Annotated in this window: 32 protein-coding genes; 5 read left to right on the forward strand and 27 right to left on the reverse strand. The window is 66.7% G+C overall.

Annotated elements, in window-relative coordinates; all coding sequences use genetic code 11:
• The first annotated feature begins 8 nt into the window (after positions 1-8).
• Positions 9-905: a tyrosine-protein phosphatase gene (locus AC5P88_RS12640; protein WP_495225198.1), complete on the forward strand. Its 897-nt coding sequence runs from the start codon at positions 9-11 to the stop codon at positions 903-905.
• Between the two features lie 99 nt (positions 906-1,004).
• Here the strand turns inward: AC5P88_RS12640 and AC5P88_RS12645 are convergent, their stop codons facing one another.
• From AC5P88_RS12645 to AC5P88_RS12670, 6 genes are all read right to left on the reverse strand, one after another.
• The gene (locus AC5P88_RS12645; RefSeq protein ID WP_146146939.1) at positions 1,005-1,379 is read right to left on the reverse strand and encodes a hypothetical protein; all 375 of its coding nucleotides are present in this window, start codon (positions 1,377-1,379) and stop codon (positions 1,005-1,007) included.
• A gap of 64 nt (positions 1,380-1,443) precedes the next feature.
• Positions 1,444-1,704 (reverse strand): hypothetical protein, encoded by a 261-nt coding sequence (locus AC5P88_RS12650; RefSeq protein ID WP_106548427.1) that lies wholly within the window; start codon positions 1,702-1,704, stop codon positions 1,444-1,446.
• Positions 1,701-3,053 carry a TFIIB-type zinc ribbon-containing protein gene (locus tag AC5P88_RS12655; protein ID WP_495225199.1) on the reverse strand — a complete coding sequence of 451 codons (1,353 nt, stop codon included), beginning with the start codon at positions 3,051-3,053 and terminating at the stop codon, positions 1,701-1,703. The genes AC5P88_RS12650 and AC5P88_RS12655 overlap by 4 nt, the downstream gene beginning before the upstream one ends.
• Before the next feature lie 21 nt (positions 3,054-3,074).
• A complete protein-coding gene (locus AC5P88_RS12660; RefSeq protein ID WP_106548429.1) occupies positions 3,075-4,214 on the reverse strand; it encodes an SPFH domain-containing protein in 1,140 nt (379 codons plus the stop codon).
• A 101-nt stretch (positions 4,215-4,315) separates the two neighbouring features.
• Positions 4,316-5,200 carry an NAD(P)-dependent oxidoreductase gene (locus tag AC5P88_RS12665; protein WP_495225201.1) on the reverse strand — a complete coding sequence of 295 codons (885 nt, stop codon included), beginning with the start codon at positions 5,198-5,200 and terminating at the stop codon, positions 4,316-4,318.
• Between the two features lie 57 nt (positions 5,201-5,257).
• Positions 5,258-5,518 (reverse strand): CD225/dispanin family protein, encoded by a 261-nt coding sequence (locus tag AC5P88_RS12670; RefSeq protein ID WP_286073648.1) that lies wholly within the window; start codon positions 5,516-5,518, stop codon positions 5,258-5,260.
• A 471-nt stretch (positions 5,519-5,989) separates the two neighbouring features.
• On the opposite strand from AC5P88_RS12670, the gene AC5P88_RS12675 reads away from it, so the two are divergent.
• Complete coding sequence (locus AC5P88_RS12675; protein WP_495225202.1) at positions 5,990-7,492, forward strand: helix-turn-helix domain-containing protein; 1,503 nt, start codon at positions 5,990-5,992, stop codon at positions 7,490-7,492.
• 55 nt (positions 7,493-7,547) lie between these two features.
• On the opposite strand, the gene AC5P88_RS12680 is transcribed toward AC5P88_RS12675, so the two are convergent.
• The 17 genes from AC5P88_RS12680 to AC5P88_RS12760 form a co-directional block, all read right to left on the reverse strand.
• The gene (locus AC5P88_RS12680) at positions 7,548-7,784 is read right to left on the reverse strand and encodes a hypothetical protein (RefSeq protein ID WP_106548433.1); all 237 of its coding nucleotides are present in this window, start codon (positions 7,782-7,784) and stop codon (positions 7,548-7,550) included.
• 212 nt (positions 7,785-7,996) lie between these two features.
• On the reverse strand, positions 7,997-9,076 hold the full coding sequence (locus AC5P88_RS12685; protein ID WP_495225203.1) for a hypothetical protein: 1,080 nt from the start codon (positions 9,074-9,076) through the stop codon (positions 7,997-7,999).
• Positions 9,077-9,096: 20 nt separating this feature from the next.
• Positions 9,097-9,444: a hypothetical protein gene (locus tag AC5P88_RS12690; protein WP_099551024.1), complete on the reverse strand. Its 348-nt coding sequence runs from the start codon at positions 9,442-9,444 to the stop codon at positions 9,097-9,099.
• 47 nt (positions 9,445-9,491) lie between these two features.
• Positions 9,492-10,076, reverse strand: coding sequence for a RebB family R body protein (locus AC5P88_RS12695; protein WP_106548435.1), 585 nt, complete (start codon positions 10,074-10,076; stop codon positions 9,492-9,494).
• The gene (locus AC5P88_RS12700) at positions 10,073-10,309 is read right to left on the reverse strand and encodes a RebB family R body protein (protein WP_053511975.1); all 237 of its coding nucleotides are present in this window, start codon (positions 10,307-10,309) and stop codon (positions 10,073-10,075) included. The genes AC5P88_RS12695 and AC5P88_RS12700 overlap by 4 nt, the downstream gene beginning before the upstream one ends.
• Before the next feature lie 70 nt (positions 10,310-10,379).
• Positions 10,380-10,652 (reverse strand): RebB family R body protein, encoded by a 273-nt coding sequence (locus AC5P88_RS12705; RefSeq protein ID WP_005416651.1) that lies wholly within the window; start codon positions 10,650-10,652, stop codon positions 10,380-10,382.
• A 60-nt stretch (positions 10,653-10,712) separates the two neighbouring features.
• Positions 10,713-10,979, reverse strand: coding sequence for a RebB family R body protein (locus tag AC5P88_RS12710; protein ID WP_006446865.1), 267 nt, complete (start codon positions 10,977-10,979; stop codon positions 10,713-10,715).
• Positions 10,980-11,005: 26 nt separating this feature from the next.
• Positions 11,006-11,275, reverse strand: a complete 270-nt coding sequence (locus AC5P88_RS12715; RefSeq protein ID WP_005416649.1) for a RebB family R body protein — start codon at positions 11,273-11,275, stop codon at positions 11,006-11,008.
• 43 nt (positions 11,276-11,318) lie between these two features.
• Positions 11,319-11,609: a RebB family R body protein gene (locus AC5P88_RS12720; RefSeq protein ID WP_005416648.1), complete on the reverse strand. Its 291-nt coding sequence runs from the start codon at positions 11,607-11,609 to the stop codon at positions 11,319-11,321.
• Between the two features lie 221 nt (positions 11,610-11,830).
• Entirely contained in the window at positions 11,831-12,895 is a 1,065-nt protein-coding gene (locus tag AC5P88_RS12725) for an NUDIX domain-containing protein (RefSeq protein ID WP_495225204.1), read from the reverse strand.
• Positions 12,896-12,972: 77 nt separating this feature from the next.
• Positions 12,973-14,496 (reverse strand): hypothetical protein, encoded by a 1,524-nt coding sequence (locus tag AC5P88_RS12730; RefSeq protein WP_495225205.1) that lies wholly within the window; start codon positions 14,494-14,496, stop codon positions 12,973-12,975.
• Positions 14,497-14,676: 180 nt separating this feature from the next.
• On the reverse strand, positions 14,677-16,002 hold the full coding sequence (locus tag AC5P88_RS12735) for a transporter (protein WP_106548438.1): 1,326 nt from the start codon (positions 16,000-16,002) through the stop codon (positions 14,677-14,679).
• A gap of 46 nt (positions 16,003-16,048) precedes the next feature.
• Positions 16,049-16,798, reverse strand: a complete 750-nt coding sequence (locus AC5P88_RS12740) for a hypothetical protein (protein ID WP_106548439.1) — start codon at positions 16,796-16,798, stop codon at positions 16,049-16,051.
• Positions 16,799-16,811: 13 nt separating this feature from the next.
• Positions 16,812-17,516: a C39 family peptidase gene (locus AC5P88_RS12745; protein WP_111113836.1), complete on the reverse strand. Its 705-nt coding sequence runs from the start codon at positions 17,514-17,516 to the stop codon at positions 16,812-16,814.
• 99 nt (positions 17,517-17,615) lie between these two features.
• The gene (locus tag AC5P88_RS12750) at positions 17,616-18,932 is read right to left on the reverse strand and encodes a FapB/FapC family functional amyloid domain-containing protein (protein WP_106548441.1); all 1,317 of its coding nucleotides are present in this window, start codon (positions 18,930-18,932) and stop codon (positions 17,616-17,618) included.
• A gap of 43 nt (positions 18,933-18,975) precedes the next feature.
• Positions 18,976-19,566, reverse strand: coding sequence for a FapB/FapC family functional amyloid domain-containing protein (locus AC5P88_RS12755; RefSeq protein ID WP_495225293.1), 591 nt, complete (start codon positions 19,564-19,566; stop codon positions 18,976-18,978).
• Between the two features lie 23 nt (positions 19,567-19,589).
• Positions 19,590-20,120, reverse strand: a complete 531-nt coding sequence (locus AC5P88_RS12760) for a FapA family amyloid fibril periplasmic chaperone (RefSeq protein ID WP_106548442.1) — start codon at positions 20,118-20,120, stop codon at positions 19,590-19,592.
• Between the two features lie 396 nt (positions 20,121-20,516).
• Here AC5P88_RS12760 and AC5P88_RS12765 point away from each other — a divergent pair, with 396 nt between their 5' ends.
• Entirely contained in the window at positions 20,517-21,872 is a 1,356-nt protein-coding gene (locus AC5P88_RS12765) for a sigma-54 dependent transcriptional regulator (RefSeq protein ID WP_495225206.1), read from the forward strand.
• On the opposite strand, the gene AC5P88_RS12770 is transcribed toward AC5P88_RS12765, so the two are convergent.
• The 4 genes from AC5P88_RS12770 to AC5P88_RS12785 all read right to left on the reverse strand — a co-directional run bounded on the left by AC5P88_RS12770 (position 21,873) and on the right by AC5P88_RS12785 (position 24,697).
• The gene (locus AC5P88_RS12770) at positions 21,873-22,181 is read right to left on the reverse strand and encodes a DUF6958 family protein (protein WP_495225207.1); all 309 of its coding nucleotides are present in this window, start codon (positions 22,179-22,181) and stop codon (positions 21,873-21,875) included.
• Positions 22,174-22,710 carry a GFA family protein gene (locus tag AC5P88_RS12775; RefSeq protein ID WP_495225208.1) on the reverse strand — a complete coding sequence of 179 codons (537 nt, stop codon included), beginning with the start codon at positions 22,708-22,710 and terminating at the stop codon, positions 22,174-22,176. The genes AC5P88_RS12770 and AC5P88_RS12775 overlap by 8 nt, the downstream gene beginning before the upstream one ends.
• A gap of 68 nt (positions 22,711-22,778) precedes the next feature.
• On the reverse strand, positions 22,779-23,660 hold the full coding sequence (locus tag AC5P88_RS12780; RefSeq protein WP_106548446.1) for a TolB family protein: 882 nt from the start codon (positions 23,658-23,660) through the stop codon (positions 22,779-22,781).
• Positions 23,657-24,697, reverse strand: a complete 1,041-nt coding sequence (locus tag AC5P88_RS12785; protein WP_495225209.1) for a hypothetical protein — start codon at positions 24,695-24,697, stop codon at positions 23,657-23,659. Before AC5P88_RS12785 ends, AC5P88_RS12780 begins: the two co-directional genes overlap by 4 nt.
• A 91-nt stretch (positions 24,698-24,788) precedes the next feature.
• Between AC5P88_RS12785 and AC5P88_RS12790 the strand changes: the two genes are divergently transcribed.
• Positions 24,789-25,715 (forward strand): LysR substrate-binding domain-containing protein, encoded by a 927-nt coding sequence (locus tag AC5P88_RS12790; RefSeq protein WP_495225210.1) that lies wholly within the window; start codon positions 24,789-24,791, stop codon positions 25,713-25,715.
• A complete protein-coding gene (locus tag AC5P88_RS12795; protein ID WP_495225211.1) occupies positions 25,712-26,173 on the forward strand; it encodes a helix-turn-helix domain-containing protein in 462 nt (153 codons plus the stop codon). The genes AC5P88_RS12790 and AC5P88_RS12795 overlap by 4 nt, the downstream gene beginning before the upstream one ends.
• The last annotated feature ends 10 nt before the right edge of the window (positions 26,174-26,183 follow it).

Raw genomic sequence — 26,183 nt, forward strand, 5'->3', positions numbered from 1 at the left:
AGACACCCATGAAGACCCGCCACACCGAACTCGCCCTGGCCCTGATGCTGGGCCTGTCACTGGCTGCTGCTGCGATGGCCGCCGATACGCCGCCGGTCGTTGCCGCGAAGCCGGTGGCCACCACGAATGTGAAGCCTGTCGCTGCCGATGCGCTGCGCGTGATCCCGCTGCAGGGTGCCTGGAACGTGCGTACCTTCGAAGGCCTGCAGGGCAGCCGCGGGCCGATTCCGGCCGGCGCGTTCGTGCGCACCGCCGACCTCGGCCGCTTGACCGACAAGGATCGTGACGCGCTGGTCGCCGCCGGCGTGAAGCTGGACATCGACCTGCGCACCGCCGACGAGGAAGCACAGTCGCCGGACCTGCTGGCCCGGGATGATCGCTTCGCGTACCAGCGCATCTCGCTGATGGGTACCGAGAAGATGGACCTGCAGAAGATGATGTCCAGCTTCCCGGAGACCCTTGGCGAAGCCTATGTGCAGTGGCTGGGCCACAGCCAGCCGCAGTTCAAGCAGGTATTCCAGCGCATCGCAGCCCAGCAGGACGGTGCGGTGCTGTTCCATTGCACGGCCGGCAAGGACCGCACTGGCATCATCGCCGGCCTGCTGCTGGACCTGGCCGGCGTGCCGAAGGACGAGATCGTGCACAACTATGCGATCTCCGCGCACTACCTGGAAGGACAGCCGAAGGACAGCGCGATGAACGCGCAGATCATGGCACTGATCAAGCAGAACCCGGAGATCGGCCGCAGGATGGCGGGGATGGCCGGCACCGCACCGGACAACATGGAGCAGTTCCTGGCGGCGCTGCACCGCCAGTACGGCGGTGCGGAGGGCTACCTGAGGTCGATCGGGATGAGCGAGCAGGAGATCCTGCAGCTCAAGATGCGGCTGGGCCAGGCCGGCTGAGGAGGGCAGTGGCCAGGAGGGGCTCCCCGCAGCGATCTGCGGGTGGGCCCACGGGGTCCGCGTCGGTCCCGACCGGTCGTGGGCCAAGGCCCACGCCGGCTACAGCATTTCGAACGCCGCCAGTTTGCAGGTGGCCGAATAGCGGAACGCGATCGAGGAATTTCCCGGTGAGCTGGCTCCCTGGCCATCCTGGAAGGTCGCCAGCACCAGGCTGCCATTCAATTTCGCTGCCAGAACCGCTGCGTACATGGCTTTTCCACCATCCGTAGCGGTATCAATCCAGATCATGGAGTGATCGCAGGAGCAGCCGGTCAGTGGCACTGTCATGCCGAAACCAGCGACGCCCTGCGACGGGATCAGGCCCGCGACTTTTCCGATGACGTTGCACACCTTCTGGGCATGGGCGGGGCCCGTCGCGGCGCCAGCCGCCATAGCGACCAGAAGCCCCGCGACCACTCTTGAAATACGCTGCATGAACCTGCTTCCTTGTTGGGTTGTGCAACAGCGTAGCGCAGGGAGGAACCGCTGGGCGGAGTTTTCAGTCCCCGCCCGGCTTCACCCTCACGACCCGCTTCCGGTACTCGTAGACGTTGTCGCCACGGATGCGCTTCTCCTCGGTACCGGTGACCCTGCCCACCTGCTGGTCCGAGCCGGTGACGGGCTTGGCCTCGATCTCGGTTTCATGCTCGAAGGAGTGGGATTTGTCGGTGTTGCGGTAATAGCGGTACAGCGCCCAGTACAGCGCGGTTGCGCCTGCCGGACCTGCCGCCAACAGCCAGAGGCCACTGTCGTCGCTCATGTCGATGCCACCAGGAATGCTATTGCGAGGGCTTCAATGACGGTGCCGGTGGCCAGTGCCGCCAGCAGCATCTTCCATTGCTGCACGGGTACGCTGCCCATGGTCTCGCCGGTGCGGCCATTCACCGCGATGTAATGCAGCATGCCACCGTTCTTTCCAGGCTGATGGTAGGAATACAGCCACACCGGCAGGTACATCGATACCCAGCGGGTACCATGCACCTCCAGGTGTTCCTGTTCCCAGCGCACGCCACGGTTGTAGCGCTTCACCGAACCTTCCACCTGCGAACGGGCGATCGACAGCAGCTGGTCTTCCAGTCGCGGCCGCAGTTTCTCCACGTCCAGGTTGCGTTTCTCCGAAGTGAAGCCGGCCAGGTACGAGGCGTTCCATTTCACCGCGTTCTTGGTGTCGAACGGCAGGATGGTGTTGATGATGTTGTTGGTGTTGGCGCGGGTATCGAGATTTCCCCGCTCGGCCGAGGATTCCAGTGGCAGGTCATCAACGGTGAAATCCACCTGGCGCTCGACCTGGTAGACATCGGCGTCGTACAGGGTGCGCTTGTTCTTCTCGCTACCCACCGTGTATTCGCGCGTCTTGATCTCGCCCTTGCCGGCCACGGCCGCGCTGACATTGCTGTCGACGATCATGTAGGGCAGGAATACGCCCACCACGTTTTCCGGGGTGAACTGGTCCTTGAACGCCTTCAGCGCGAACATTCGGCGCTTGTCGACGAACTGGCGGATGCGCGCGACCGCGTCGTCCTTCCTGATATGGAAGGGCAGCACCGCATCAGGCACCGCGCCATTGCTGATCTGCTCGTTGACGCCGAAGACGTGGCGGCACCAGTGGCAGCGCGCTGTCATCGTGCTTTCGGTATTGACCGTGACTTCGGCGCCGCAGCCGGTGCACTTGAACGTCATCAATGCCGAGGTGTCGGCGTCGATGTCGCGTGCGCCGGAGGCAATGACGGTGCCGCGCAGCTGGTCGATGGCCTCGCCCAGCCCGAATTCCTCCTCGACCCGCGCGCCATGCCATTCGTGACGGCAGTACAGGCAGACCAGGATATCGGTGCCGGCCTTGGGGCGGATGTCGGTGGCGCCGCACTTCGGGCAGCGGTTGAGGCCATCCTTCAGCTCGCTGGCCGAGGTGTCGATGGCGACCGGATCAGGCGCTTCCACTTCATCGAGGATGGCCTGCGGCAGCTTCGAGGTGTCCAGCGGGAAGCTGCCGGGCAGGGGAGGGACGCCCTGCGGCGAACCCGGCCCATCCAACGACGCCGCCGGCAAGGGCGGCGGCGTCGCGGGCACGGATCCGGGCAGCGGCGGTGGGCCGTTTCGGGGATCAGACATGGGGTGTATGCGTCCTGCCGGTTACAGGCCCAGTGCCTTGGCCTTGAGCGCGTCGTAGTCACTCTGGGTGATCAGGCCCAGGTCCAGCATTTCCTTGGCCTTCTTCAGCTTGGCGACCGGGTCGTCCGCAGCCGGGGCCACCGGCTGCTGCATGCCGCCGACACCGAACATGCCAGATGCCATGCCGACACCGACCAGGCCTGCCGCACCGCCATTCTCGCCTGCCGACTGGATGCCCTGGGCAACACTGGCCTGCAGGTTGGAGTTGCCACGCGCACCGGACAGCGCATCGGCGCGCTGCACGGTCTTCAGCAGTTCGCGGGTGTTGGCGTCGTACTCGATGGAGACGATGGCGGTCTTGACGATGGCCAGGCCGCGGTCCGACTTCCACTGGTAGCCCTGCTCGACTGCGGCCGACAGGCTCTGCGCGAAGCCCAGCGAGTCCTGCTGCAGCTTGGTGATGCGGTTGCCCTTGCCCGGATCGTTGGTGTACAGGCTGAAGGCCGGTGCCAGCGAGCCGACCACTTCATTGAACAGCTGGCTGGCGGCGGCATTGTCCAGATCGGTGAAATCGAACACCTGGCCTGGACGCAGATAGCTGGCCGGCACGAAGTTCTTCACGAACAGGATCGGGTCGACGATCTTCAGCGTGTACGAGCCACGGGTGACCGCGCCGACCTGGGTGTTGAGGAAGCCGTCGTCCCAGTAGATTTCCGACTGGGTGCCGAAGCGGTTGTCCGGCAGCTCCTTCAGCGAGACGAAGTAGGCGGCCTGCTGCGAGCCGGGCTGGCCGCCGAACTTGAAGCGCTCCCAGCTCTGCTTGATGAAGGTGCTGACCAGGCCGTCGCCGGCAAAGATCGACTGCGAGTTCAGGTCGTCCGAGCGCCACTCATAGCCACCCGGTTCGGCGACGAACGCAGTGATCGCGCCGTCCTGGAACAGCAGCAGGCCGTAGCCTTCGGGCACGACGATCTTCGAGCCGTTGGTGATGATGTTGGACGAGCCGCTGGTGTTGGAGCCGCGGCCGGCATTGGTGCCCTGCGGCACCGCCGCGAACAGGGCCGCCGTGGACGGCAGGCCCGCCGGCACGGTGTAGAAGTCCTTCCACTGGTCGGCCAGAACACCGCCAACCGCACCCTTCACCGCCTGTACCAGACCCATGTCCAACTCCCTGTGATTCGAGGGCAGGCACCGTGCCTGCCGAGCTGGACTGAATATAGCAGCGGTGGGGGGCGGCAGTAGTGCCGGAACATGAATCCGGATCAGCGCCGGCCAGTACCGGTTGGCCCGGCCCGTACAGCCTGCAGCACGGCCGCCATGTCCAGCGCCCCCGACCCGGACGCCAGTGCCTGTGCGAACAGCGCGTCGCTGGCGTCGATCAAGGGCGCATGCATGCCCACCTCATGGGCGGCAGCGGCTACCAGCCCACTGTTCTTGCGCACGTCGGTGATCGACGCCTGCACGCTGAAGTCACCACGGACCATCTTGTCCAGCTTGATTCGCGATACTTCGCTGGCCATCGGCCCTGCATTGAGCACCTGCGCGAAGCGGTCCAGCTCAATGCCGTGGGCCTCGGCGAAGTGCACCGCTTCGGCCAGGCCGGTGACCAGGGTGATCAGGTACAGGTTCACCGCCAGTTTCATGCGCAGCGCGGACGGCACTTCACCACAGCACACCGTTTGCCTGCCCATCGGTGCAACCAGTGGGGCGGCTGCCGCGAGGTCGACATCCGCACCGGCCAGCAGGACCACCAGCTGCGCCGCTTCGGCCTGCACGCGTGAGCCGGACACCGGCGCTTCCACGTAGCGGCCGCCCGCGGCACGGATCTGCCCGGCCAGCGCCTGCGAGTACGCTGCCGAGCTGGTGCCCATGTTGATCAGCAGGCGGCCCTCGACCCGCTCGCCGAACGCCGCGCCATGCCGATCGAGCACGCTGTCGATGGCATCGTCATTGGCCAGCATCAGGATGACGGTGTCGCAGGCCGCGAATACTTCGTCCACTGTCTCGCAGACGCCGATGCCGGCGGCGCGCGCGGCAGCGTGGTTGCGGTCGGAGCGCGACCAGCCACGCACGATGTGGCCGGCATGCGCCAGATGCGCCGCCATCGGCGTTCCCATCACGCCCAGGCCGATGAATCCAACGGGCATGGCCGACTCCAGATCTGGACAGGGCGCCCATCATGCCGCAGATGGACGCCGTGTGGCTCAGGTGCCCGCGCGCAGGATCAGTGCGTAGCCCACCAGCAACAGGACGCACAGCGGCAGCGTGACGAAGGAGGCGATCATCCAGCGCAGCGCCTTGCGTGATGCCACCGTCGCCGGGCCGATCTGGCCGGCGGCGAGCAGCGAGGTGGTGCGGTTGGCGTAGACCGTGGCGACGATGCCGAAGGGCCAGAAACCACCGAAGATGCTCAGGATCGCCCACATCAGATAGTTCTTCGGGGCCGCCGGGGTGGTGTGTTCCATGTATTGAATCTCCTTGATCGGGGGAGCGGATTATGTCGTCCGCTCCCGGTGCAGGACAGTGGGCGGAATGCTGCGCGCTGCGCAGACATCGCTGGGCCACGCCAGGGCCTGTGAAAACGGGTGTTTCCTGCCGGTGCAGCGCCCTGTGGGACGTGAAGGCGCCCGAATGCCACGGATATTCACGTCATTATCATCATGTTTCTCTTGAAACTCCGATTCGATAATCGGAAACGCCGGCACTGTGAAGACGCCGGCGGAGTCCGGATCCGTCCGACGTCCGCATCGTCGACCTACCGACGGCAACCCCCTGGGGGCATGGGGGCGGACAGCGTGCGCGTTGATCTGTGTGTGCAGCGGCTGGCGCGAAGCGCGGCGTAGGCATCGCAGCATCACGCAATGAAGCCAGACGCTACGCATTGCGCGATCGCCTGGTGCAGCTGCACCGGGGCGCCATTCGCAAGGGGAGTTTCAATGCACAGGCAAGTCAGTGAGATGTTGCAGCGCGCCTACCAACCCTACCGGTCCTTGCCCGACCTGCTGGGCGCGTTCGTCAAGGAGTTCTCGCAGCACCATGCATTGCGCGGAGGCCGCGTCCATCTGCGTGGCCCCGGCGCCAACGCGTCGGAAGCAGGCCACGACGCGGGCGGTACGCGTACACGCGGCAGCAGCCAGCGCCTGCCGATCCGCTATGGCGGCGAAGTACTGGGTGAGCTGCAACTGGAAGGGGACGCCGGTGATCTGGACAGCAGTGCACTTGCGTTGGGCGAGGTGTTCGCACACCGGTGCGCGCACCTGATCAAGCGCTACGAAGCGCAGGCCTGGGCGGAGCAGGCGCTCAGCCGGTCGTTGCTGCTGGTGGGTGCCTGCGATGCGCTGAAGCGGATGGAGGAATTCGTCGAGCGCGCCGCCGCCAGCCGGCTGCCGGTGCTGCTGCGTGGCGAGTTCGGCACCGAGAAGATGGAGCTGGCCGCTGCCCTGCACAGCTGCGGCCCGCGCCGGCGCGGACCGTTCGTCGAGGTCAACTGCGCCCATCCGCAGGAAGAACCTGCCCACTGGTTTGACCGGGCGCGCGGCGGCACCGTGTACTTCCATGAGGTGGACGAACTTCCGGTGCCGCTGCAGGCGCAACTCTCGCATTGCATTCGTGGCCTGCAGTCAGCGACGGCCGACGCAGGTTCCGCGCGCGCGATCCGGGTCATCGCCTCGACCAGCGCCGACCTGGAGCAGCGCGTGCGCGAACGCCAGTTCTCGCGCGCACTGCTGGCCGGGCTGGAGTTCCTGACCGTGGACATTCCCCCGCTGCGCGAGCGAAGTGAAGACATCGATGCGCTGGTGGCGCGTTCCCTGCAGCTGCATGGGTTCAACCCGCAGGTCATCAGCGAAGACGTGCTGGAAGCGCTGCGCGGCCATGACTGGCCGGGGAATCTTCTGGAGATGGAACGCGTGGTGGTCCGTCTTGCGGTGATGACCGGCGGCCGCAACATCCACCGCGAAGACGTTCTGCGCCATGCACCGGGATTGAAGCTGGGCGGCGATCCTGCCGGCACCGGGCTGACCCTGCCGCGTGCGGACGATCCGCTGGCGAGCGCGCCGGTGTCTGTGCCGGAACCGGCTGCGGCGGATCCCGCGGCTGCATCACGCGAGGGCCTGCACGAGGGTCTCAAACGTGCGCTGGCCTACCTGAAGGATCACGCCGCCGAACCGGTGACGCTGGGTGACCTGGCACGCCAGGCGCATGTCAGCCAGTCACACCTGGGCTTCCTGTTCCGCAGCGAGCTGGGCACCACCTTCAAGCTGCTGCTGCAGCAGCTGCGCATCGAACACGCCAAGCAGCTGCTGCGCGGCGGGCAGCGCCTGCGCATCACCGATGTCGCCCTCCAGGTCGGCTTCGGCGACCTGAGTCATTTCGAGAAGAGTTTCCGGCGCGTGGTCGGGGTCAGCCCGCGCAGCTATCGCCGTACGCCAGAGCAATGAAAAACCCCGGCGCAGGCACAGGCCTCGCCGGGGTCGATCATCGCCGCAGCGAGCGCTACCTGGCGTTCGCTTCGGTCGCGCGGCGCACCGCTTCTTCGGCGGCCTCGTCGGCAAGTCGCGCGGCTTCGTTGGCGGCATCGACCGCCCGCTGGGACACCGCCATCGCTGCGCGGATGCCTTCCTCGCTGGCGGCCATTGCCGCATCGGCCAGCTCCTGCGCGATCTGCATGGGGGTCTTGCCGCCGGGATGGTCCGGCGTGGGGAACGGAGAAGGCGGGATCGGGAAGGTCATCGCTGGAACTCCTTCTGGGGCTGGGGATGGGGGACCGCCGTTGCGGTCCCCCAGGATATGGCGCAATGCCGCCTGGGCATCGGCCAGGATCTGCTGGGCCTGCTGCCGTGCGGCCACGCGCCCGGCAGCGACTGCCACGCCGGCAGCCGACGCCAATGCTGCCGTGGCCGCCTGCGGGCCTTGATCAGGCCCGGCGGCGGAGGATTCCCGGCTCACACCGCATCCGCCTGGTAGCCGATCTCCGCCTCATCCTCGGAGAAACGACGGATGCGCCGGTAGTCGAGGAGGGTGATGACGTTGTCTTCCACCTGGATGACAGCCTGTTCCTTCGAGCCATCGATGGCGAACAGCACGCTGGCACCATCCTGGCCAAGCCGGCCGTGCGAGACCGGGTGGCTGTTGAGGAACTCCTGTGCGCTGCGCAGCTGCCTGCGCGCGGCCTCGCGCAGGCGCTCGCCGTCCAGGGGTACGCCGCTGCCATCGCTCATGAACTGGGCGACCTGCTGCGCGGCCAGCGAGATGCGCGCGTAGCCGATCTGGCGGTTCGCCGCCAATGTTTCGGCAATCGCCGCGCGCACCTGGTCCGGCGACGGCAGGTGCGGAAGCTGGGGGCCGTCGAGGTAGCCGAACAGCATCGGCAACAGCGTCTGCAGGGCATGGGTTGCACGTTCAAGGCGCAACTCGCTGCTGGAACCGGTGGGATGCGAGCGCTGGTAGAAACGGAAGTAGTCGGCGAACTCGATCGGCCTGCGTGCATGCAGCAACGCGAAGCGGGCTGCCTCTGCCTGCATCTCGGAGGCGTGGGCCTGGCCGCCCTGCTCGCTGGCCAGCTGGCACAGCGCCAGCGACTCGCGGAAGTCCAGTTGCTGCAGCAACGGTGCATCGCCGGCGCCGACCGCGACGAGGAAGGCACGATACGCGCCCAGTGCCTGGTTGCTGAGCAGGCTGTGGCGGGCCAGCACGCCCTGCACCTCATGGCTCAGCAGGTTGCTGGGCTGGCCCGCTTCGAGCTGGCGCAATGCGTCCAGCTCGTCATTGTCCAGGCTGAGCAGCTTGACCGGGCTGACCTGCACGCCGGCGTTCGGCAGCCAGGTCATGCGCGAACCATGCAGGCCCTGCTGCACGCCGTCGAGCATCATGCCTTCGTCGCTGAACGCGTAGCGGTGCTCGTGCGAATCGATGGCCCACTGCAGCCAGTACTGGCCGCCGTCGATGAAGGGCAGCACGCGCCGGGTGCGTGAACCGAGCTGGCCGGGATGGGGGATGGAACGACCGTCAATGAAAACGCTCATGCGTGGCTCTCCTGGCGGCCTCACGTGGCCGGAAAATCCTTGAGGACGGTCGCAGCCGCACTGCCGACGCGGGTGAAGTCGTCGGTGGCGCCCTGCATCATGGTCTGCGCCTGGGTGAGCACCCTCGCATACTTTTCGTCCCCCGTCGCCAGGTACTGGGCCATGGCCACACCGGCGGCGGTGGTGGCGATGGTGGAGACGTTGCGCAGCGCGTCGGCGGCATCCTGCACGGCGATCGCCGCGGACTGCGCGACCGACTGGTAGGCCTTGCCGGCACCGCTGGTCTTCACCACGGTCGTGGCCATGGTGGCCGTCTGCACCTGGTTGATGACATCGATGACCTGGGCGTTGACGTTGCTCGGGTCCATACGGGCTCCTTGATGGGCGGGTGCGGCGGGCGGCGGCCGCTACGGGGTCACGACGCCGGGTCGGTACCGTCGGTGGCCGGGGTGGAGGGGGAGTCGGGCGTGGGGTCCTGGGCGGGACCCGCTGCCGGTTCCGGACCAGGCGTGGAGTCGGGCGCAGGACCGGGCGCTTGCGCCGCGCCGTTGCCTGCAAGCTGTTCGAGCGTATGCAGGCTGGCGGTGGCGGCCGCAGCGTCGGCAGTGGCACCGTGGGTCTGTGCCTGCAGGACGCTGATGGCGGTCTTTCCTTCTGCGGTGGCCGCGGCGATCACGGCCGCTGGCGGAGGTGGGGTGGGTACCGGGCCGGGAAGCGGGATCACGTTCGGCGGCGGTGGTGTGGGCGGTGGCGGGGCCGGCGGTGGCACCGGCCACGGCGCGTTGATCATCTTCGCGCAGGCGGCGGTGACCGCTGCCGAGCTGACCATGCCGGCGCCCTGTTGGCGCGCGACCGCGTTGTGCATGGCGGTGCCCAGCGTCTCCAGCATCACCATGTCGAGCATCCCGAAGGCCTGTGCTGGTGCCTGGCCTACCAACAGGGTGGAGGCGGCGGCGACGCTGTCGACGATCTGGCTGTTGACGGTGTTATCACTGCTCATGACGGAACGGCTCCCTTCTGGATGATCAGGGCCAGGACCTGGGCCAGGCTTGCGCCGGCGGTCACTTGGCCGCGTTGCTGGTTGGCGACGGCGTTCTGCATGGCCAGGCCGAGGCTGTCGGCCATGGCCAGGTAGGTGGCCGACATCGCGAACGAGGGTGCCAGCGCGATCGCCAGCCCGGAGCCGGCGCTGGCAGCGTCCAGCAGATAACCGGTGGCAGGCGATGCGGGCATCGATCAGGGGCCCGGCGTGACGCCACATGGGGCGGGGGCTCGGTAGTGGACGTCACGCCGGGCCGACACGTCAGCGCAGGCCCAGGATTTCGCGGGTGGCTACGCCATTGGAGGCGGTGTCGATCGCATACAGGGTGGATACCCCCTGGGTGGTCGATGCCTGCATGGTCACGTAGGACTGCTGCTGGTTGTTGGTGGCGTTGTGCGCGGCGTTGGACAGCGCCTGGCTGGTGGCCACGAACAGGTTGCCCATTGCGATCGCCGGCGCATCACCGAGGACCTTGGTGTTGACCTGCGAGACCGAGTCGGTGATCTGACTGTTGACGGCGGTGGGAAAAGCCATGGTGAATGCTCCTTGGATGGACAGCACTACAGGAACGGAGATTGCCGGCGGCTAGCAGACTCAGCCGAGAATCTTCCGGGTTGCGGCGCCGGTGGCGCCGGTATCGACGGCGTAGAGCAGGGCGACGCCCATCGTGGTCGCGGCCTGCGCCGTGACATACATCTGCTGCTGGGCGAGCGTCGCGTTGTGGGCGGCATTGGCCAGCGCCTGCGCGGTGGCCTGGTACAGCGTGCCCATTGCCGTGGCCGGCGCCACGCCCAGCACCTGCAGGTTGGCCTGGCTGACCGAATCGGTGATCTGGTCGTTGACGGCCGTGGGAAATGCCATGGCTCAGCTCCTTGCCTGCCGGCGCATCACGCGCCGAGGATCTGCTTGGTGGCTACGCCGGTGGTGGCCGTGTCGATGGAGTACAGCGTGGCCACGCCCATGGTCGTGGCGGCCTGCGCGGTCACATAGGACTGCTGCTGGGCGTTGGTGGCGTTGTGTGCGGCATTGGCCAGCGCCTGCGCGGTGGCCTGGTAGAGATTGCCCATCGCCACGGCAGGGGCGTCGCCCAGCACTTTGGTATTGGCCTGGGTGACCGAATCGGTGATCTGGTCGTTGACAGCGGTCGGGAATGCCATGTGATGCTCCTTGGGGTTGGCGGGTCAGCTACGGAACGACGGATCAGGAACCCAGGCCGCGGACGCGGGTGCTGAGGATTTCCTTGCTGGCCACCGCGGTGGTGGCGGTATCGATCGAGTACAGCGTGGCCACGCCCATGGTGGTGGCCGACTGCGCGGTGACGTAGGACTGCTGCTGGGCGTTGGTAGCGTTGTGGGCGGCGTTGGCCAGCGCCTGGGCAGTGGCCTGGTACAGATTGCCGACCGCCACCGCCGGCGCGTCACCCAGCACTTTGGTATTGGCCTGGGTGACCGAATCGGTGATCTGGTCGTTTACCGCGGTTGGAAATGCCATGTCCTGCTCCTGCGAAAAGGTGGAAGTGCGTGGTATCCAGTGTCACGGTGCGTGGTGCCGAACTGCCTGTGCTTCACCGTGGATGCAGAGTAGAAAGAAGCGCCGGTGGCGGATTGGTGGAATCGACGGAGAATGCGGCGGAAATGCTGTGAAGAAGTGCGGGAGGATGCGAGTGGAGCCGTGGTTGGATCATCGATTTCTCCGCATCGTCCACCGCCCCTCTACTGCTGCTCGATGTAGCAGGCCATTCGCAGGTACCAATCGATGGACTGTGATTCGGCGAAGCCTCGAAGCTCGGCCACCCAGTCCGCGATCGCATCCGCGCCCACTGGCGGCGGGAACGGAACCGGCAGGCAATTGTCTGGAATGCGGGTGGCCTGATACGCGCCCAGGTAGCCGGTCAGCTCGTTCTGCGCCACGATACGCACCGCGTCCAGCTCCCAATCGACTACTGACCCGGCAACCGGCCGATCGAGCCAGGCCTGGCGGGCCATCAGGTTGGCGTTGATGTCCGCTGCCAGCGCCGCGATGTCCTGGTCATCCGGCACGTCGAAACACACCAGATGGAACCGGGCGCCTTGAGGCGCGGTCTGGAAGGCCGTGTTGTACGCCATCACGAAGGGCGCGCCGAGCACGACACCGGTTTCTTCCTGGAACTCGCGCCTGGCGGCGTCTTCGGCGGGTTCTGCGTTGCCCATGCGCCCACCCGGCAATACCCATTGCCCGGCCTGGTTGACCAGTGTCGCTGGCCGGCTGCCGGCCCAGTTGCGGATGCGATCCAGCGCCGTGTTCACCTGCATCCCCAGGTCGGCGATCGGCCATGCGGCCATGCCCGCAATCACCAGGTCGGCCCAGGGCGGCGTCGGAACGCCCGGACGCGCCGGCGGCCAGCGACTGGCTCCCATGCGCGCAGCACGGTTCACAGCGGCAAGCACGACGGGCACGGCGGCCTGCAACTGGTCGATGGCCTGGCCGGCGTTGCTGACGTCCGCGAGCGCCTGATCGATCGCGGCGCGGGTGGCTGCGCCGTTGAGTGGCATCGGTCCCGGCCATGCAGATTTCGCGGCCAGAGCGGCATGGCTGAGCGTGGCGTTGATGGCGGCCACAGCGACCGCATCGGCATCAGCTGGCGGGTCGGCGGCCACATTGGCCACCGCAACCAACGCTGCGGCCGCTTCGGCGACCAGGACCGGTGCGGCATATCCACTCCACCATGCATTGGTGATTTGCTTGCGTGCGATGAGGTACTGGTCGCCTGAGCGAAGGGTTGCATAGACCTGCGGCATGTCGTTTCTCCTGTTGGGAACGGCGGGCTGCGAGCCGAGGCGAACGCCAGGCCGGCAGCGTGGATCACGCTGGCGGCTCAGTGATTGCGATGCTCGACCAGGTACGTGAACTCATTGCGCGTGTTGACGCGCGGCGGAATGGGGGCCAGCAGGGTGTCGTAGCGGGCTTCCCATGGAGGTGTGTTGCGGCGGTCGAGGAACGGTCGTTCGGTCTCGTCGGGCAGATCGGGTGGCCCGGGTATGTCCGGATCCAGCTGCTTCAAGCGCGTGGCCAGGCTGCCGGCAACGGCGATGATCTTTTCGCAGAGCACTGCCCTGCGTTCGGGTTCTGCGAAGTCTTCCAGGTCGGTCCATTCGATGGTTGAACCCATTTCCGTGATGCGCTTCATTCCTTTCCACTCCAGCAGCGTCTCCTGCCACACTTCCGGCGTGGCCAGCACGCTCGGCAGCTCGGTGACGGCCCAGGAATAGGTCTGCAGATTCTGGGTACGCATCACATCCAGAAGCGATGCCTTCAGCCAGATGCCGGTCAGGTCCTTCAGCGCGCTGTGGTAGGCGGCCCAGTCGCCGTGGATCACCTCCGGCTCGTCGGCGTCGATCGCGCGGGTGGAGCCGGCATCCCATGCCAGCTGTTGCAGCTCGAGCTGTGGCGTCTCCCCCAGCTCGGCAAGGGCGCCGGTCAACAGCTTGCCGACCACCAGGTAGAGCAGGGCCGAGCGGGAGATCGCATCGGGAGAGAACAGGTCCTCGTCAGTCGGGGGCTTTCCGAGCAGGGGCTGGTACCGGCACCACGCCTGCAGCAGCACATGCCGCCAGTACCACGCGGTGAGCTTCTGGCCGCTCTTCTCGTCCTTCAGCTCCTTCTGCACCCGGACAGCGTGCGAGTAAGTCACGTCGTGGGTCTTGTCCATCATGTACAGGAAGTAGCCGCTGAGCGTCATCGGCAGATTCATCTGCGAGGCGTAGCCTTCGGACCAGAACTTGCTGCAGCGGGCCAGGACGATGCCCGGCGTATAGCTCTCCCAGTCCGGCTCGCGTAGCTTGTGACGCAGCAGGGCGGCGGGAATATTGATGCCATCGTCCACATTGCCGACGTTCAGCCCTTCGCCAACATTTTCCCAGCTCGAGTAGCCGACGGGTTGCAGTTCGACGGGCTGCAGCTTCAGCTGGCGTGTATTGATGTGGGTGTTGAGAATTTCGACCAGCTTTGGGCCGAACTGCAGCGCCCAGTCACCCAGCGTAATGGCATTGATTCCCTGCGTGCGGGCGCTCTGTATCGACGTCTGCAGCATTGCCACCAGCTGGCCCTTGAAGGCATAGGCGCCCTGGATGGTCTCGAACGGCAGCGGTGGCGTGACGAGTTCGAAGACGTTGCCGGAATCGGACTCAAGCTTCCATGGCAGGGTGCCGGTGATGTTGAAGACGCCCGCGACAATATGGGTGAACGCGAAGATCACGCTGTCATGGGTGCAGAACTCGATCTCGATGCCATAGGTGTTGTCCGTCAGCGCTTCACCGCCCTTGCCGATGTCGATGCCCTGGACCTCCGGGGGCTTGCTGACGATCCAGCCAAGCCGTTTGTCTATCGTGATGATTGCCATGCGAAGCCCCTGCATGAGTGCGCGACCGGGAATGGCCGGCTCAGGGGCATGCTAGAAACGGGGGGGGCCGCGGGAATCGGCCGAATCGACGCGCAATGCGGTGCCATCGCGCGGATCTGTGCCGATGCGGTGGAATCGACGACGGCGGGCCGCAGCCACGCCGTCGCCGGGGCATCAGGGCTAGAGCATGTACGGAATCTTGAAGGCCAAGGTGAAGTCCGGCGCATCCGGGGTCAGGCCGATGCCCAGCAGGGTGACCAGCGTGGTGTGCTGGTTCAGCGCGTAGGTCACGCCCAGATTCAGTGACGCCGCATTGGCGTCGCTGCCGATCACCTTCGTCCACTTGCCGCCCTGGAAGCGGGTCGACGCACGGGCGCTGATGCGGTCGCTGAAGGACAGGCTGAGGCTGGTGCGTTCATTGAACGCGAAGGCAACACCGGCACCGAAGTACACCGAGCCGCCCAGCTTCACATCACCCGGGTTCACGGTATCCGGATTGCTGTCGATATCGTTGAACCCGCGCGGGATGGAGTGCACGTAGCCGATGTTGGCGAACAGGATCGCCGGGTCAGCGGTCTTGACCATCGAGAGACCCAGGTTAGCCTGCCATACGCCGTTGCCGGTGGGCTGTTCGCGCGGCACGGCGAAGCGGATGTAGTCGTCGTCATCACGCTCGATCACCTTCCAGTCCAGGCCGTACGGTGCGCGACCGGTTGGTGCGGTCACGCCTGCCGTCAGTACCGTCTCGGGCCGCCAGCCACGTTCCCCGAACAGCCGGTAGTTGGCGCTCAGGCCGATATCGCCCAGGCCGTTGCCATTGGTCTCTTCCTGTGCGATGGCAGCGGCTGCGCCGCCCGCCCCACCTTTCTGGTAGACCGTGCGCCGTGCAAGGTAGGGCACGTCCAGGTTGAGCGTGAGGTTCGGGCTGACGCCCCAGCGTGCAGCCAGGTTGTAGGTGAGCGAATCGGACTCCACGTTCTCGATGGCGATGTTGCCGAGGAAGATCGCGTCCAGTGCGAGGAAGCCGTTGAGGGTGAGCTGCTTGCGGTCGTAGCGGGCGTAGGTGAGGCTGTTTTCGACGGTGAAGCGGCGGGAAAACAGGGCCGATTGCTGCTGCTTCACATCATCCACGCTGCGTCGCGACTCCTGCTTGGCCTGCTGCGCCTCGGCCGCCGTGCTGGCGTAGCCCTCGCTGCTTGGTGGAACGGCTGCACCTGCACCGCCCTGTGGTGTCGAGCCATGCTCGACTGCCGTTGCCGGAGCAGTTGCGACTGCCGGACCCATCGGTCCAACCCGGCCACTCAATCGCGCCTGCATGGCCTGCACCTGCATGTCCAGTTCGCGCAATCGCCGAACTTCCTGGGCGTAGTTGCTCTTGAGCTGCTCCAGCTGATTGGCCAGGGCCTGTACGTCCGCATTGTCGTCGGCCGCCGCTGGAGGCGCGGCGAGGGCGGTGCCCGCCAGCGCCGCCAGCGCCAGCGGGGTGATCCTCAGTAGGGTGTGCATGTTCGTGTCCTGCGTTGTGGAACGCGTCCCCCAATGCCGTGCCGTGCTACTGGCCCGGCCCCATGCCACGGTTCAGCGCGATTGCCTGGGCCACGTTCTGGCTCAACGGCAGGTTGCCGCCCGCGGTGTTCCTCACCAGTTCCAGCCGCAGCTGGTTGCTGGCCGCCTGGCCGTCACCGGCCAGGGCAATGCCCTGGCCGACGCTGCCATTGCGTATCCATTGCTGCACCAGTCCCTGGCCGTCCACCTGCAGCATCAGGCGTGCCTGGTTGCCGTCCAGCACGGCACTGGCACTGATGCCGGCCTGCTGTGCGCTGGCCGAATGAGCGCCGTCGGATGTCGCCGCGGGCACGGCACCGTCACGCACCACCAGCGTGGTGGCGTTGCGCGCGACGTTGCCGTCGCCGGCCACCTGCACGCTCTGCACCAGCCCACTGGCGTTGGCCAGTCCGGTGCTGTCGATGCTACGGCCCTGCGTTCCCGGCAACGGTGCGTCGGCGGCGGTTACATGCACGCTGGGCTGGAAGCTCAGCTTCGGGGTGCCACCGCTCCGGAAGTCCATGCCCAGCGTCAGCGCGCCCTGCAGCGCGGCGCCGTTGCCGGCCTGCCATTGCGAGACCATGGTTACCCCGAACCAGGCCACGGTGTTTCCGCCTACGGTGTAGCGGCCACGCATCAGGTTCAGTTCGGGATCCGGAATTTCCTTCAGGCCACGTCCTGGCGCGCCCTCGGCTGCAAGCAGGGGCAGGGCAGGGGTTGCCAGCAGCAGGACCATCAACAAGGGGCGGCGGAACATGGCGAAGCCTCCTTCAGAACAGGTCGGCATGGCTGAAGCCGAAGTCGACCAGCTCGGCATCGGTGATCGGCCCCTGTCGCGCGAAGAGCGCGCGGGCACTGGGCCGTTCGTTGGGTTGCAGCAATACCGTGTTGCGATCGAAATCACTGCCGATCACCACGAACACGGCACGTGAGGGCCAGGCCGCCAGAAACTCCGGCAGGGCCAGGCTGCGGTTGCCGAGGATCGGGTCTGCCACTTCCACGATGCCCTCACGGACCTGCTTGAGCACCACGAAATGGCGGAAGCCGCGCACGTCCATCAGTACCAGGCCGGGAACGCGCAGTGTGCGCAGGCGTTGTTCGTCGATGCGGTAGCCGCGCCCACGCATGCCCAGTGACTCCACGTAGCGCTTGATGTCGAGCAGCGAGAAGCCGCGTTCGGCGACCAGCGCCGGATCGGATACCCCCATCATCCCTTCGATGACCGTCGCCTCGTCGGTGTCCAGGTGGTAGGCGTGGCGCAGGATGGTCGCCAGCGCCGCAGCCCCGCAGCTGTAGTCGGTGTGCTGGCGTACCACGTTGCGGTAGCGCCGCTCCTGCATGCTCTCCACCTTCTGCTGCAGCAGCGCGCCGTTGGGCAGTACGCCACTGAAGCGCACGTCGCCAGCCCACGCAGATGCAGTGGCCAGCAGCAACAGGCACGAGAGCAGGCGCATCGAAAGACGGCAACGGATCATCACGGTCTCCGGCAGCAGGGGGGAGCCCCTGTCCCAAGGGGGAGGAGGAACAGGGGCTCCCGGGAACCCGGCCATTGGCGGACGGCCGGGGTGTTGCGCTTACTCGCCGCTGCCACCACCACCGCCGGTGCTGGGCTGGGCGACTGCCAGGGCAAGGCTGTTGGCCTGCAGGTTGCCGGTGCCGGAAGCCACGTTCACGCCGATGTTGCCGGAGGCGCCGGAGAAGGCGCTGCCCGACAATGCCGAGGTGTTGGTGGCGTTGACGTTCACCCAGCGCGTGGTGCTGACCGTGCCGCTGAGGCTGGCATACAGGTCGGCCACGCCCAGTTCGACGAACTGGCTGGTGCCACTCTCACGCGTGTCGAAGCCCAGGCCGCCCACCCCCGGCCGGTTGGGGTTCATCGTGGCGTTCTGGATCTGGTTGTCCAGGTCGATGTGGCCGGTGCTGTTGCCACCCGGGTGCGGCAGTTCGCCATTCCAGGTGTCCAGATAGTAGTTCGCCATCTGGTAGGCGTTGCCGGTGCCGCGGTAGGTGCCCGCGCCATAGGCCAGGGTCAGGCCGCTGACACCGCCACGCATGCCGACCTGCACGGTATCCGTGTAGGACTGCACGAAGCCGGCGTTGCTGACCGTGTTGCCGGTGGATACCTGGTTCGAACTGATGCTCGACTGCGCCACCGCCGTGGTCGCTACCGAGGCTGCGAGCGCGTTCTTCTGCTCGTTGTTGTTGCCCGAAGCGATGTTCACGCCGATATTGCCGGACGCGCCGCCGAAGGCATTGCCGCCCAGGCCTGCGGCGTTGGTGACGCCGGAGTTCATGGTGGCGTTGCCGAAGCCAGCCTGGTTGACGAACACCTCGGCGTCGGCCATGCCGAAGCTGAAGGAAGCATCGGCAGCGGACAGCGACGCGGCGTTGTCCTGCGCGTTGTTGTCGCCCGATACCACGTTGAAGCCGAGATTGCCCGATGCTCCGGCACCGACGCTGTCACCGATGGAGGCGCTGTTGGTGACCAGGCTGTTGCTGGTGGCGTTGTTGCTGATCGACTGGCGGTTGTCGATCACTGCGATGGCGGCCGAGTCGAGGTCGATGTCACCGGTGATGTTCGGGTCGCCGGAGAAGTTGATATCGGTACTCAACCGCAGGTCCTTCTCCAGGTTCACGTCGACGCCGTGGTTGTTCTTTTCCTTGCGTTCGTCGGCCTGGATGTTGCTGTGCTTCTGCACATTGACGTTGACGGTGCGGTTGCGCACATCGTTGTCGGTGTGGTTGTGCGTGTCGTTGCGGGTTTCGCTGACGGTGTGGTTGTGGTTGATGTTCGCGTTGGCGTTCTGGTTGTCCCAGCCATTGGCCGCAGCTGCGGTCGAGGCAGTGGCAATCGCCATGGCGAGCATGGTCTGTTTGACGGTCGCTTTCATGGTGCCCTCTCTCTCATCAGGTGGTGCATCGGTTGGGTGGTTGTCACGGGCGGTCCTGCACGACCAGGCCGAGCACATTGGCCGTGTCGTTGCCGCTGCCCGCTATCTGATTGAGTTGCAGGACCCCGTCGAATCCCCGCAGCGCGGTGCTGGCCACACCAACGCTACGGGTGCCCGTCGCAACGCCGCGACCGGCGTCGTCCCGCCCCCCTGCCAACGCGGAACCTTCGGCGGCCAAGGCCGAGTCGTCGGTTTCGCGTATGCCCTGTCGGGCCAGCGTCGCGCTGACGACGTTGAGCGTCGTGTTGGCGATGCCGCTGGCCTGGTTGATGGATGCGATGCCGCTGGCGCCCGCCAGTGCATCGCCGCCGATATCGGCGCGTGCGTGCAATGGTGCCGACAGCACCCGGTTGCCGCGCAGCAGTTGCTGGGCGCTGATCGCCACATCGGCGCGCTCGCCGGTGGCGATGCCACGCAGGTTGGCCTGCTGGTTGAGGTCACCGGCGGCCTGGTTCACCGCGATCGTGCCATTGGCATCGGCCAGTGCGCGGCCGTCGATACGGGCTACATCCAGATAGGCCAGCATGCCGCTGTACTCGTCGCAGTGCGCAAGCGACGGCGCCATCGCCAGCATCAGCAGCGGCAGGTAAGGGCGTTTCACTTGCCACCTGCCGGGGCCGGTCCCTGCAACGGGAACTGGGCGAGGGCGCCGCGCACCGTATCGCCAATGCCGCGTGTGCTGTTGCCCACCGCGCCCAGCGGACCGCTCATGGCGCCGCCGAGGCTGCTGCCGACCATGCCGTCGCTGCTGCGGCCGAGCGTGCCACCAAGGGCCTGCTGGGTGACGCGCTCGACCGTCGTCCCCCCCGGCGCCGAAGCCGCAGCGGCGTGCCCTGCACCCATGCCTGCATAGTCCTCGTCACTCAGCTCGTCCATTGCGCCGCTACCGGTGCGGGTGCCAAGCGCGGCGGCGATCTCGCGCTGAGGCTTTGGATCGGCAATCAGCGCCATGCCCGGTGGCGCCATCCGGTAGGCGGGGCGCGCCGACACATCGCGCAACAGGACGATTTCGCCCGGTTGTGCCTTCACCGCTTGGCGCGCGCCGGAACCGGCTGCGTTCATGGCGACCGACAACAGGGCCAGCGCCAGGGGTGCCGCCAGGCCACGAATGAGGGTGGTGCCGTCCATGCCGATCTCCCGCGGTGGGTGCGGCGGAACCACGCATCAACCGTGCCAACTGCCGGAGGCCCGTGCCGCAACCGACGGCCGGGGTGCGGCGCGGCCGGGTGGCGCCAGGGCGTTACAACGGCGTCGGGAAATTGTTGGGATTGCGCAGCCCGCAGCTGCCACAGGGCAAGGCGGATGCCCGACTGTCGCATTGTTGTTACAGGTGACATCGCCGACTGCAACGGTGCCGCTTCAGCCGGTGATTTCTTGACGCGCTGCTCATTGCGCTGGCGTTTAGCGCAGCGCTAGGATCCGCCCATCAAAGGCCGCCCCGGTGGCCGAAGAAGTCCCGGCGGGGGGCGGCACGCCGGTGATTGCCTGACAGTCCGCCGACGGTGTCCGGATGCTGGGGGAAGCATGGCGGCGGTCCCGGAGGCTTCAACATCGCGCTGTGTACTGTGGTTCGGCGAACCGCTGGCAAGCGAGCGCAGCGCGCTGGCGGCCGCGGGCTGGTATGTACGCAGCATCCATCCCGATTCCGGCATGGCCATTGGCCTGCGTGGGCGCGATCGACTGCTCGCGGTGGTTGATCTACGCCATATGGATGAGGCGGCGCTGCAGTTGCTGATGCCGTGGATCGAACAGCACCAGCATCTGCCCTGGCTGGCAGTGCTGCCGCCGAGCGCAGGTGCCACGCCAACGGCATGGCTGCCGCTGCTGCAGTTCTGCCTGGCGCGCTTCACGCTCCCGTTCGGCCTGCAGGACCTGGTCAGTGCGATGCGCCAGCAGTTCGATGCGGATGAACCCTCTGTCGATGGCGCGTGCAACGGGCAGGGGCCGCGCGCATTGATCGGCGAGAGCCCCGCGCTGCATGCCGTGCGCACGGTGCTGCACAAGTTCGCTCCGGTGGAGTTGCCGGTGCTGGTCACCGGTGAAACCGGGACTGGCAAAGAATTGGCCGCACACGCGCTGCATGCGTTGTCCGGGCGCGCGGGCAGGCCATTCATCGCCGTCAACTGCGGTGCGATCCCGGCCAACCTCGTGCAGTCGGAGCTTTTCGGGCACGAGCGCGGCTCGTTCACCGGTGCCGACAAACGCCAGATCGGCGTGTTTGAAACGGCCCAGGGCGGTACCGTATTCCTCGATGAGGTGGGCGATCTGCCAGCGGAGGCCCAGACCAGCCTGCTGCGGGTGCTTCAGGAAGGCACCTTCGAGCGGGTCGGCAGCAGCCAGCCGTTGCGCGCCGACGTGCGGGTGCTTGCCGCAACCCACGTTGAGCTGGAGCATGCCGTGGCCCATGGCCGTTTCCGCAGCGATCTCTACTACCGCCTCAACGTGCTGCGGATGCTGATGCCGCCGCTGCGCGAACGTGGTGCTGATGTGCAGCTGCTGGCCGAGCACTTCCTGCGCTGCTTCCGGTTGCGCCACACGGTGCGCGCACGCGGCTTTTCGCCGGCGGCGATCCAGGCGATGCGCCGCTTCGACTGGCCGGGCAATGTCCGCGAACTGCTCAACCGGGTGCAGCGCGCTGCGATCATGGCCGAAGGGGAACTGATCAGCGAACGGGACCTGGAACTGGGCGCGCCGGTGCCGGCCCCGCCCGGCGCGATGCTGCACGATGCGCGTGGCCAGGCCGAACGTGATGTGTTGCTTCAGACCCTGCGCCAGACCGGCTACAACGTGTCCGAATGCGCCCGGCAGATGCAGATTTCGCGGGTGACGGTCTACCGCCTGTGCCGCAAGCACCGGCTGGAGCTGCCGGCGCAGCGCTGATCAGCCGGCCGGCACGTGCTTGAACAGGCGCAGTGGCGTGCCTGGAAGACGCTCGACCACGCCCTTGGCTTCCAGGTCCAGCTGCACGGCCTTCAGCCACCAACCGGCCGTGGCCCCTTGCGGAAACAGCGATGCGGGCAGGTGCGGCAACAGCGCCTGCTTCGCCTGCGCCACCGTCATCCCGGGAGGTTGCCTGGGTAAGGCACGCAGCAGGGCCGTGCGCATGGCCATGTACTTGGCACGGTCCACGCGCTGGATGTACCCGGGCGTGGTGATGCTCTCGATCTCGATCCGCTCGGCGTCAGACATGGGTATCTCCTGCGACCTCGATGCGTGGGCTGCGGAAGCCCATGGCGATCCACGCCTTCATCAGCCGGGCATAGAACCGCAGCGAGCGGGTCTTCAGGTTAGGCACATCGTCGGGAAGGACAGAGGCGTCAGGAAGATCACTGACCATCGTCCGCATCTCCACGGCGGGTCGTATCGAGTCCGGCCACAACAGGCCATACAGGCTCAGCCAATGGCCACCGCTGAACTCCAGGAAGAGCGGGGTATTGCAGCAGCCCGCCACGACGCGGCGGCTGCCGCCCCTGCTGGACAATCGCAACGCGCGCAGCATGGAATGTCCGGCATCGATGCTGACGCGATCCTTGCGATGCATTACGAAGAGCGTCTGGCCGTGCGGGCCCAGCACCTGCGGTGCTCCGGGCATCGACTGCAGCTGGGCGCCGGCCCTGCGGCAACTGTCGCAGCAGCATTCGACGGTGGCGATGGGACTGCCGGTGGCGGTCAGGAGCACCTGGCCGCAGGCGCAGGCAAGGGACTGGTGTGAGGCCATCTTCGTTTTCTCCTGGGGTATTCATCCTCTCGACGAAACAGCGCGCTGGAAATCGACACCACCTGCCTTCAAGGTCGCGACATCCGGTAGCGAACGCGATACAGATCCAACCCTGCACCGTCCGCGCGTCGCGCCGAATAGGTCAAGGTGCCGGGTTGCGAGCCATCCAGCATCGCGCCGTAGCTGTCGCCGGAGGCCTCGTTCAATGGCGAGGGCAATGCATGGCCTGGGTCATAACGGCCTCCACGCTCGTAGGCAATGAACTGGCGCACCGGTGCACTGCCGAAGTCCAGGGCGCGGGCAAACAAGAGCGTCCGGCCGTCGCCCAGGAACGTGGCATCGAACTCCTGCGCGGCGGTATTGATGCCACCAGCCAGCGGCCGCGCAGGCTGCGCCACGCCGCCGATCATCGTGGCGCTGTAGAGGTCATGGCCGCCGGCACCGCCCGCACGATCGCTGGAGAACAACAGCGTACGACCGTCCGGCGAGAGCATCGGCGCGAACTCATCGGCCGCGCTGTTCACTGCGGGGCCAAGATTGACTGGCTCCCCGAATCGACCGTCGCTCGCCATGCTGACCCGATACAGATCGTCGCCTCCCTGGCCGCCTGCGCGATCCGAACAGAAGTACACCACGCGGCCATCGGCGGAAAAGGCGGGATCGAAGTCGCGTCCCTGCGTGTTGAACGGCACCGGCGTCGCCGGCCGCCAGCGCTGCCCATCGTTGCGGGCGACCCAGATGTCATACCCGCCCGGACCGCCGGGCCGGTTGCGGCTGAACCACAGCGCGGTCTTTCCGTCGGGGCTCAAGGTCAGTCGAATCTCGTCGTACTGCGTGGATGCAACGCCCGGGGCAAAGCGCTCGGCCGGGCCGACGATCTGCAGCCCCCTTGATGGAGACGCGGGAGTCGACGCAGCAGCCAGCAGCACCACGGCCAACAGCGCCTTCATGCCTGTCGCTCGAAGTCGCTGACCCAGTTGGTTTCCCAGTTGCGCCCACCATCGGTCGAGGCCGCCTGTTCCCAGCGCGCCGAACGCGGGGTAATGCGTGACCAGATCACCCGTGTCTGGATTGATCGACCGTCGTGCTGGTCTTCGCCGAAGAAGCGGCCGACACCGGCCTGGAAACCACCGCGCAGTGGCGCGCCGATCCGGGTTGGCTCCCGGCCATCCAGCCACCAGCTCAGCCAGTGCTGCTCCGCCGCATTCCAGGCACGGATGCCCATGCCGCGCAGCGGTGCTCCAGGCACGTCCATCAGGTTGTCACCCACGTTGCCGAATCCTCCCAGTACCGGCCAGTTGTGCAGGGTGCCGTTGAACGCGTCCCACGCATCACTGCCTGCCAGCCGAGCGCGCAGGCGGCGATGGCGCACGTTCCAGCGGCCTGCCAGGAAATCAAAATCGCCCGGTGCATCCGGCAGCTTGGGAAGCGGAGAGGGGACCGCAGCAGTGCGCCGGAATGAGTTGCGCCAGTTCACTTCCCAGTGCGCACCGGCATCGTCGGAGAACGCCTGTTCCCACCACGGCTCATCGCCATGGATGTCATGCCAGCGGAACCAGACCTCGATGGGGCGTCCCTTGAAATCATCGCGACCGCGGAAGCTGCCGCCATCGCCCTCGAAAACGCCGCGCACGGGAGCTTCGATACAAGCAGGGTTACGGCCATCGATCCACCAGATCGACCACAGGGAAGACACCGGATCAAATGCACGCACGCCCAGGCCCCTGTAGGGGCCCGAGGGCAGCGCCATGACGTTGTCATCGATGGTGCCGAGCCCGCCCAGGGTGAGCCATACCGCGCTGGCGCCGGTGAAGGCTTCCCAACGGGTATCGCCCACCAGGCGCTCCTTCAGCCGTTGGTGCTGGACCTGCCAGTTGCCCTGCAACCATTTCCAGTCTGCGCTGTGGCTGGCCAGGGCCCACCCGGAGGGAAGCGCGGTGGACGCCGCCGTGGCGGCCAGGGTGGCCAGAAACTGCCGTCGATCCATGTGCGTGATCCCCTACCGGAGGTGCCTCCATCGTTGCGGGCAGGAGGGGGATTGACCACGCGGATATAGGGGCTCAGGCTAAGTCACACTTATGGTCACCCAGCGCCAGCTGCCATCGCTTGCCGCCATCCGTGCCTTCGAGGCGGCGGCACGGTTGGGCAGTTTCGCCCGCGCCGCCGAGGAGCTCGACACCAGTGCGGCATCGGTGAGTTACCACGTGCGCCGGCTGGAGGCCCAGACCGGTACCTGCCTGTTCCTGCGCCACGCACAGCACGTGGAACTGACGGTGGCGGGTGCCAGCGTCGCGCAGGAGGCCACCCGAGCCTTCGACGCGCTTCGTGCCAGTTTCATGCGTGCCGCTGACATGGATGCGACACGATTGCGCCTGTCCGTATTGCCGACGCTGGGCACCAGCTGGTTGACGCCGCGGCTGGGCAGCTTCCGCGCTCGCCACCGGAACCTCGTGCTGGAACTGGACCTGTCGGCAGAGCCGCAGGACCTGGCCGCCGGGCGTTTCGATGCCGCCATCCGCAACGGACATGGCGAGTGGCCCGGTCTGCAGGCCACACCCCTGTTTCCCAGTATTTTCACCCCGTTGTGCGCGCCGGCGCTGCTGCCGGCGGCAGACGGGCTCGGTCGCCGGGCTTTGGAAGTTCCGCTGCTCGGCAGGCCTGACTGGTGGGCATTGTGGTTTTCCGCACATGGCGCTGTTCCGCCGCCGCCCAAGGAAAGCTTCGTCACCCCCTTTGCGATGGAGCATCTGGACGTCGGCGCTGCCATTGCCGGGCAGGGCATCGCCATCGGTTCGCCGATCCTGTTCCAGGCCGAACTGGACAGTGGGCGCCTTGTGCAGGCACATCCCGATGTGGCCAGCGACGGGCGCGGTTTCTGGTTCGTGGCACCGACGGCGCGCAGCCGCAGCGCCAAGGTCATTGCATTCGGTGACTGGCTGGGCGAGCAGGCCGCGCAGGCCAGGCATGCGGCGCGACATCATCTAGCGCGCACGGTGACGCCATGAACCAGAGCCCCGAACTGCTGCGACGCCTGCTACGTGCCAAGGACCGGATGGACCACGCCAGTCACGAGGACTGGCCGGTGGCCCGCCTGGCCGAAGTGAGTGCCGTATCGCCCGCGCATTTCGCGCGTTCGTTCAAGCAGGCATTCGGGCTGCCGCCGCACCGCTACCTGCTCAGCCGCCGCATCGAACGGGCCGTGGCGATGTTGCGTGACACCGACCTGCCGGTCACCGAGATCGCCGCGCAGACCGGCTGGAGCAGTCTGGGCACCTTTGGCCGCATCTTCCGCGACATCACCGGCGACAGCCCGGGCAATGTGCGCGAGCGTGAGCGGGCCGGCCAGGCGACGCCGGCCGGCGTGCCGGAGTGCCACGCACGTGCCGCGCAGCGACCGGACCTGAACATCGCAGTTTTGGAGAAGCGGCGCCGTGAGGCGGTTGCTAACGTGGATCCCACCTGAGGGAGGTCCC

The organism is Stenotrophomonas sp. YJH_SMC_8, assembly GCF_059371315.1.

What these genes read in the sequence shown, in the direction of transcription:
- AC5P88_RS12700 (WP_053511975.1), bottom strand. Translation starts at nt 10,309, where the DNA reads ATGCCCGCATCGCCTGCCACCGGTTATCTGCTGGACGCTGCCAGCGCC.
- AC5P88_RS12725 (WP_495225204.1), bottom strand. Translation starts at nt 12,895, where the DNA reads ATGCCGCAGGTCTATGCAACCCTTCGCTCAGGCGACCAGTACCTCATC.
- AC5P88_RS12695 (WP_106548435.1), bottom strand. Translation starts at nt 10,076, where the DNA reads ATGAGCAGTGATAACACCGTCAACAGCCAGATCGTCGACAGCGTCGCC.
- AC5P88_RS12775 (WP_495225208.1), bottom strand. Translation starts at nt 22,710, where the DNA reads ATGGCCTCACACCAGTCCCTTGCCTGCGCCTGCGGCCAGGTGCTCCTG.
- AC5P88_RS12690 (WP_099551024.1), bottom strand. Translation starts at nt 9,444, where the DNA reads ATGGACCCGAGCAACGTCAACGCCCAGGTCATCGATGTCATCAACCAG.
- AC5P88_RS12705 (WP_005416651.1), bottom strand. Translation starts at nt 10,652, where the DNA reads ATGGCTTTTCCCACCGCCGTCAACAGTCAGATCACCGACTCGGTCTCG.
- AC5P88_RS12715 (WP_005416649.1), bottom strand. Translation starts at nt 11,275, where the DNA reads ATGGCATTCCCGACCGCTGTCAACGACCAGATCACCGATTCGGTCACC.
- AC5P88_RS12665 (WP_495225201.1), bottom strand. Translation starts at nt 5,200, where the DNA reads ATGCCCGTTGGATTCATCGGCCTGGGCGTGATGGGAACGCCGATGGCG.
- AC5P88_RS12640 (WP_495225198.1), top strand. Translation starts at nt 9, where the DNA reads ATGAAGACCCGCCACACCGAACTCGCCCTGGCCCTGATGCTGGGCCTG.
- AC5P88_RS12660 (WP_106548429.1), bottom strand. Translation starts at nt 4,214, where the DNA reads ATGGGTCTGGTACAGGCGGTGAAGGGTGCGGTTGGCGGTGTTCTGGCC.
- AC5P88_RS12770 (WP_495225207.1), bottom strand. Translation starts at nt 22,181, where the DNA reads ATGTCTGACGCCGAGCGGATCGAGATCGAGAGCATCACCACGCCCGGG.
- AC5P88_RS12735 (WP_106548438.1), bottom strand. Translation starts at nt 16,002, where the DNA reads ATGCACACCCTACTGAGGATCACCCCGCTGGCGCTGGCGGCGCTGGCG.
- AC5P88_RS12710 (WP_006446865.1), bottom strand. Translation starts at nt 10,979, where the DNA reads ATGGCATTTCCCACGGCCGTCAACGACCAGATCACCGATTCGGTCAGC.
- AC5P88_RS12730 (WP_495225205.1), bottom strand. Translation starts at nt 14,496, where the DNA reads ATGGCAATCATCACGATAGACAAACGGCTTGGCTGGATCGTCAGCAAG.
- AC5P88_RS12750 (WP_106548441.1), bottom strand. Translation starts at nt 18,932, where the DNA reads ATGAAAGCGACCGTCAAACAGACCATGCTCGCCATGGCGATTGCCACT.
- AC5P88_RS12760 (WP_106548442.1), bottom strand. Translation starts at nt 20,120, where the DNA reads ATGGACGGCACCACCCTCATTCGTGGCCTGGCGGCACCCCTGGCGCTG.
- AC5P88_RS12675 (WP_495225202.1), top strand. Translation starts at nt 5,990, where the DNA reads ATGCACAGGCAAGTCAGTGAGATGTTGCAGCGCGCCTACCAACCCTAC.
- AC5P88_RS12680 (WP_106548433.1), bottom strand. Translation starts at nt 7,784, where the DNA reads ATGACCTTCCCGATCCCGCCTTCTCCGTTCCCCACGCCGGACCATCCC.
- AC5P88_RS12670 (WP_286073648.1), bottom strand. Translation starts at nt 5,518, where the DNA reads ATGGAACACACCACCCCGGCGGCCCCGAAGAACTATCTGATGTGGGCG.
- AC5P88_RS12765 (WP_495225206.1), top strand. Translation starts at nt 20,517, where the DNA reads ATGGCGGCGGTCCCGGAGGCTTCAACATCGCGCTGTGTACTGTGGTTC.
- AC5P88_RS12685 (WP_495225203.1), bottom strand. Translation starts at nt 9,076, where the DNA reads ATGAGCGTTTTCATTGACGGTCGTTCCATCCCCCATCCCGGCCAGCTC.
- AC5P88_RS12790 (WP_495225210.1), top strand. Translation starts at nt 24,789, where the DNA reads ATGGTCACCCAGCGCCAGCTGCCATCGCTTGCCGCCATCCGTGCCTTC.
- AC5P88_RS12720 (WP_005416648.1), bottom strand. Translation starts at nt 11,609, where the DNA reads ATGGCATTTCCAACCGCGGTAAACGACCAGATCACCGATTCGGTCACC.
- AC5P88_RS12745 (WP_111113836.1), bottom strand. Translation starts at nt 17,516, where the DNA reads ATGATCCGTTGCCGTCTTTCGATGCGCCTGCTCTCGTGCCTGTTGCTG.
- AC5P88_RS12785 (WP_495225209.1), bottom strand. Translation starts at nt 24,697, where the DNA reads ATGGATCGACGGCAGTTTCTGGCCACCCTGGCCGCCACGGCGGCGTCC.
- AC5P88_RS12655 (WP_495225199.1), bottom strand. Translation starts at nt 3,053, where the DNA reads ATGTCTGATCCCCGAAACGGCCCACCGCCGCTGCCCGGATCCGTGCCC.
- AC5P88_RS12740 (WP_106548439.1), bottom strand. Translation starts at nt 16,798, where the DNA reads ATGTTCCGCCGCCCCTTGTTGATGGTCCTGCTGCTGGCAACCCCTGCC.
- AC5P88_RS12645 (WP_146146939.1), bottom strand. Translation starts at nt 1,379, where the DNA reads ATGCAGCGTATTTCAAGAGTGGTCGCGGGGCTTCTGGTCGCTATGGCG.
- AC5P88_RS12650 (WP_106548427.1), bottom strand. Translation starts at nt 1,704, where the DNA reads ATGAGCGACGACAGTGGCCTCTGGCTGTTGGCGGCAGGTCCGGCAGGC.
- AC5P88_RS12780 (WP_106548446.1), bottom strand. Translation starts at nt 23,660, where the DNA reads ATGAAGGCGCTGTTGGCCGTGGTGCTGCTGGCTGCTGCGTCGACTCCC.
- AC5P88_RS12795 (WP_495225211.1), top strand. Translation starts at nt 25,712, where the DNA reads ATGAACCAGAGCCCCGAACTGCTGCGACGCCTGCTACGTGCCAAGGAC.
- AC5P88_RS12755 (WP_495225293.1), bottom strand. Translation starts at nt 19,566, where the DNA reads ATGCTGGCGATGGCGCCGTCGCTTGCGCACTGCGACGAGTACAGCGGC.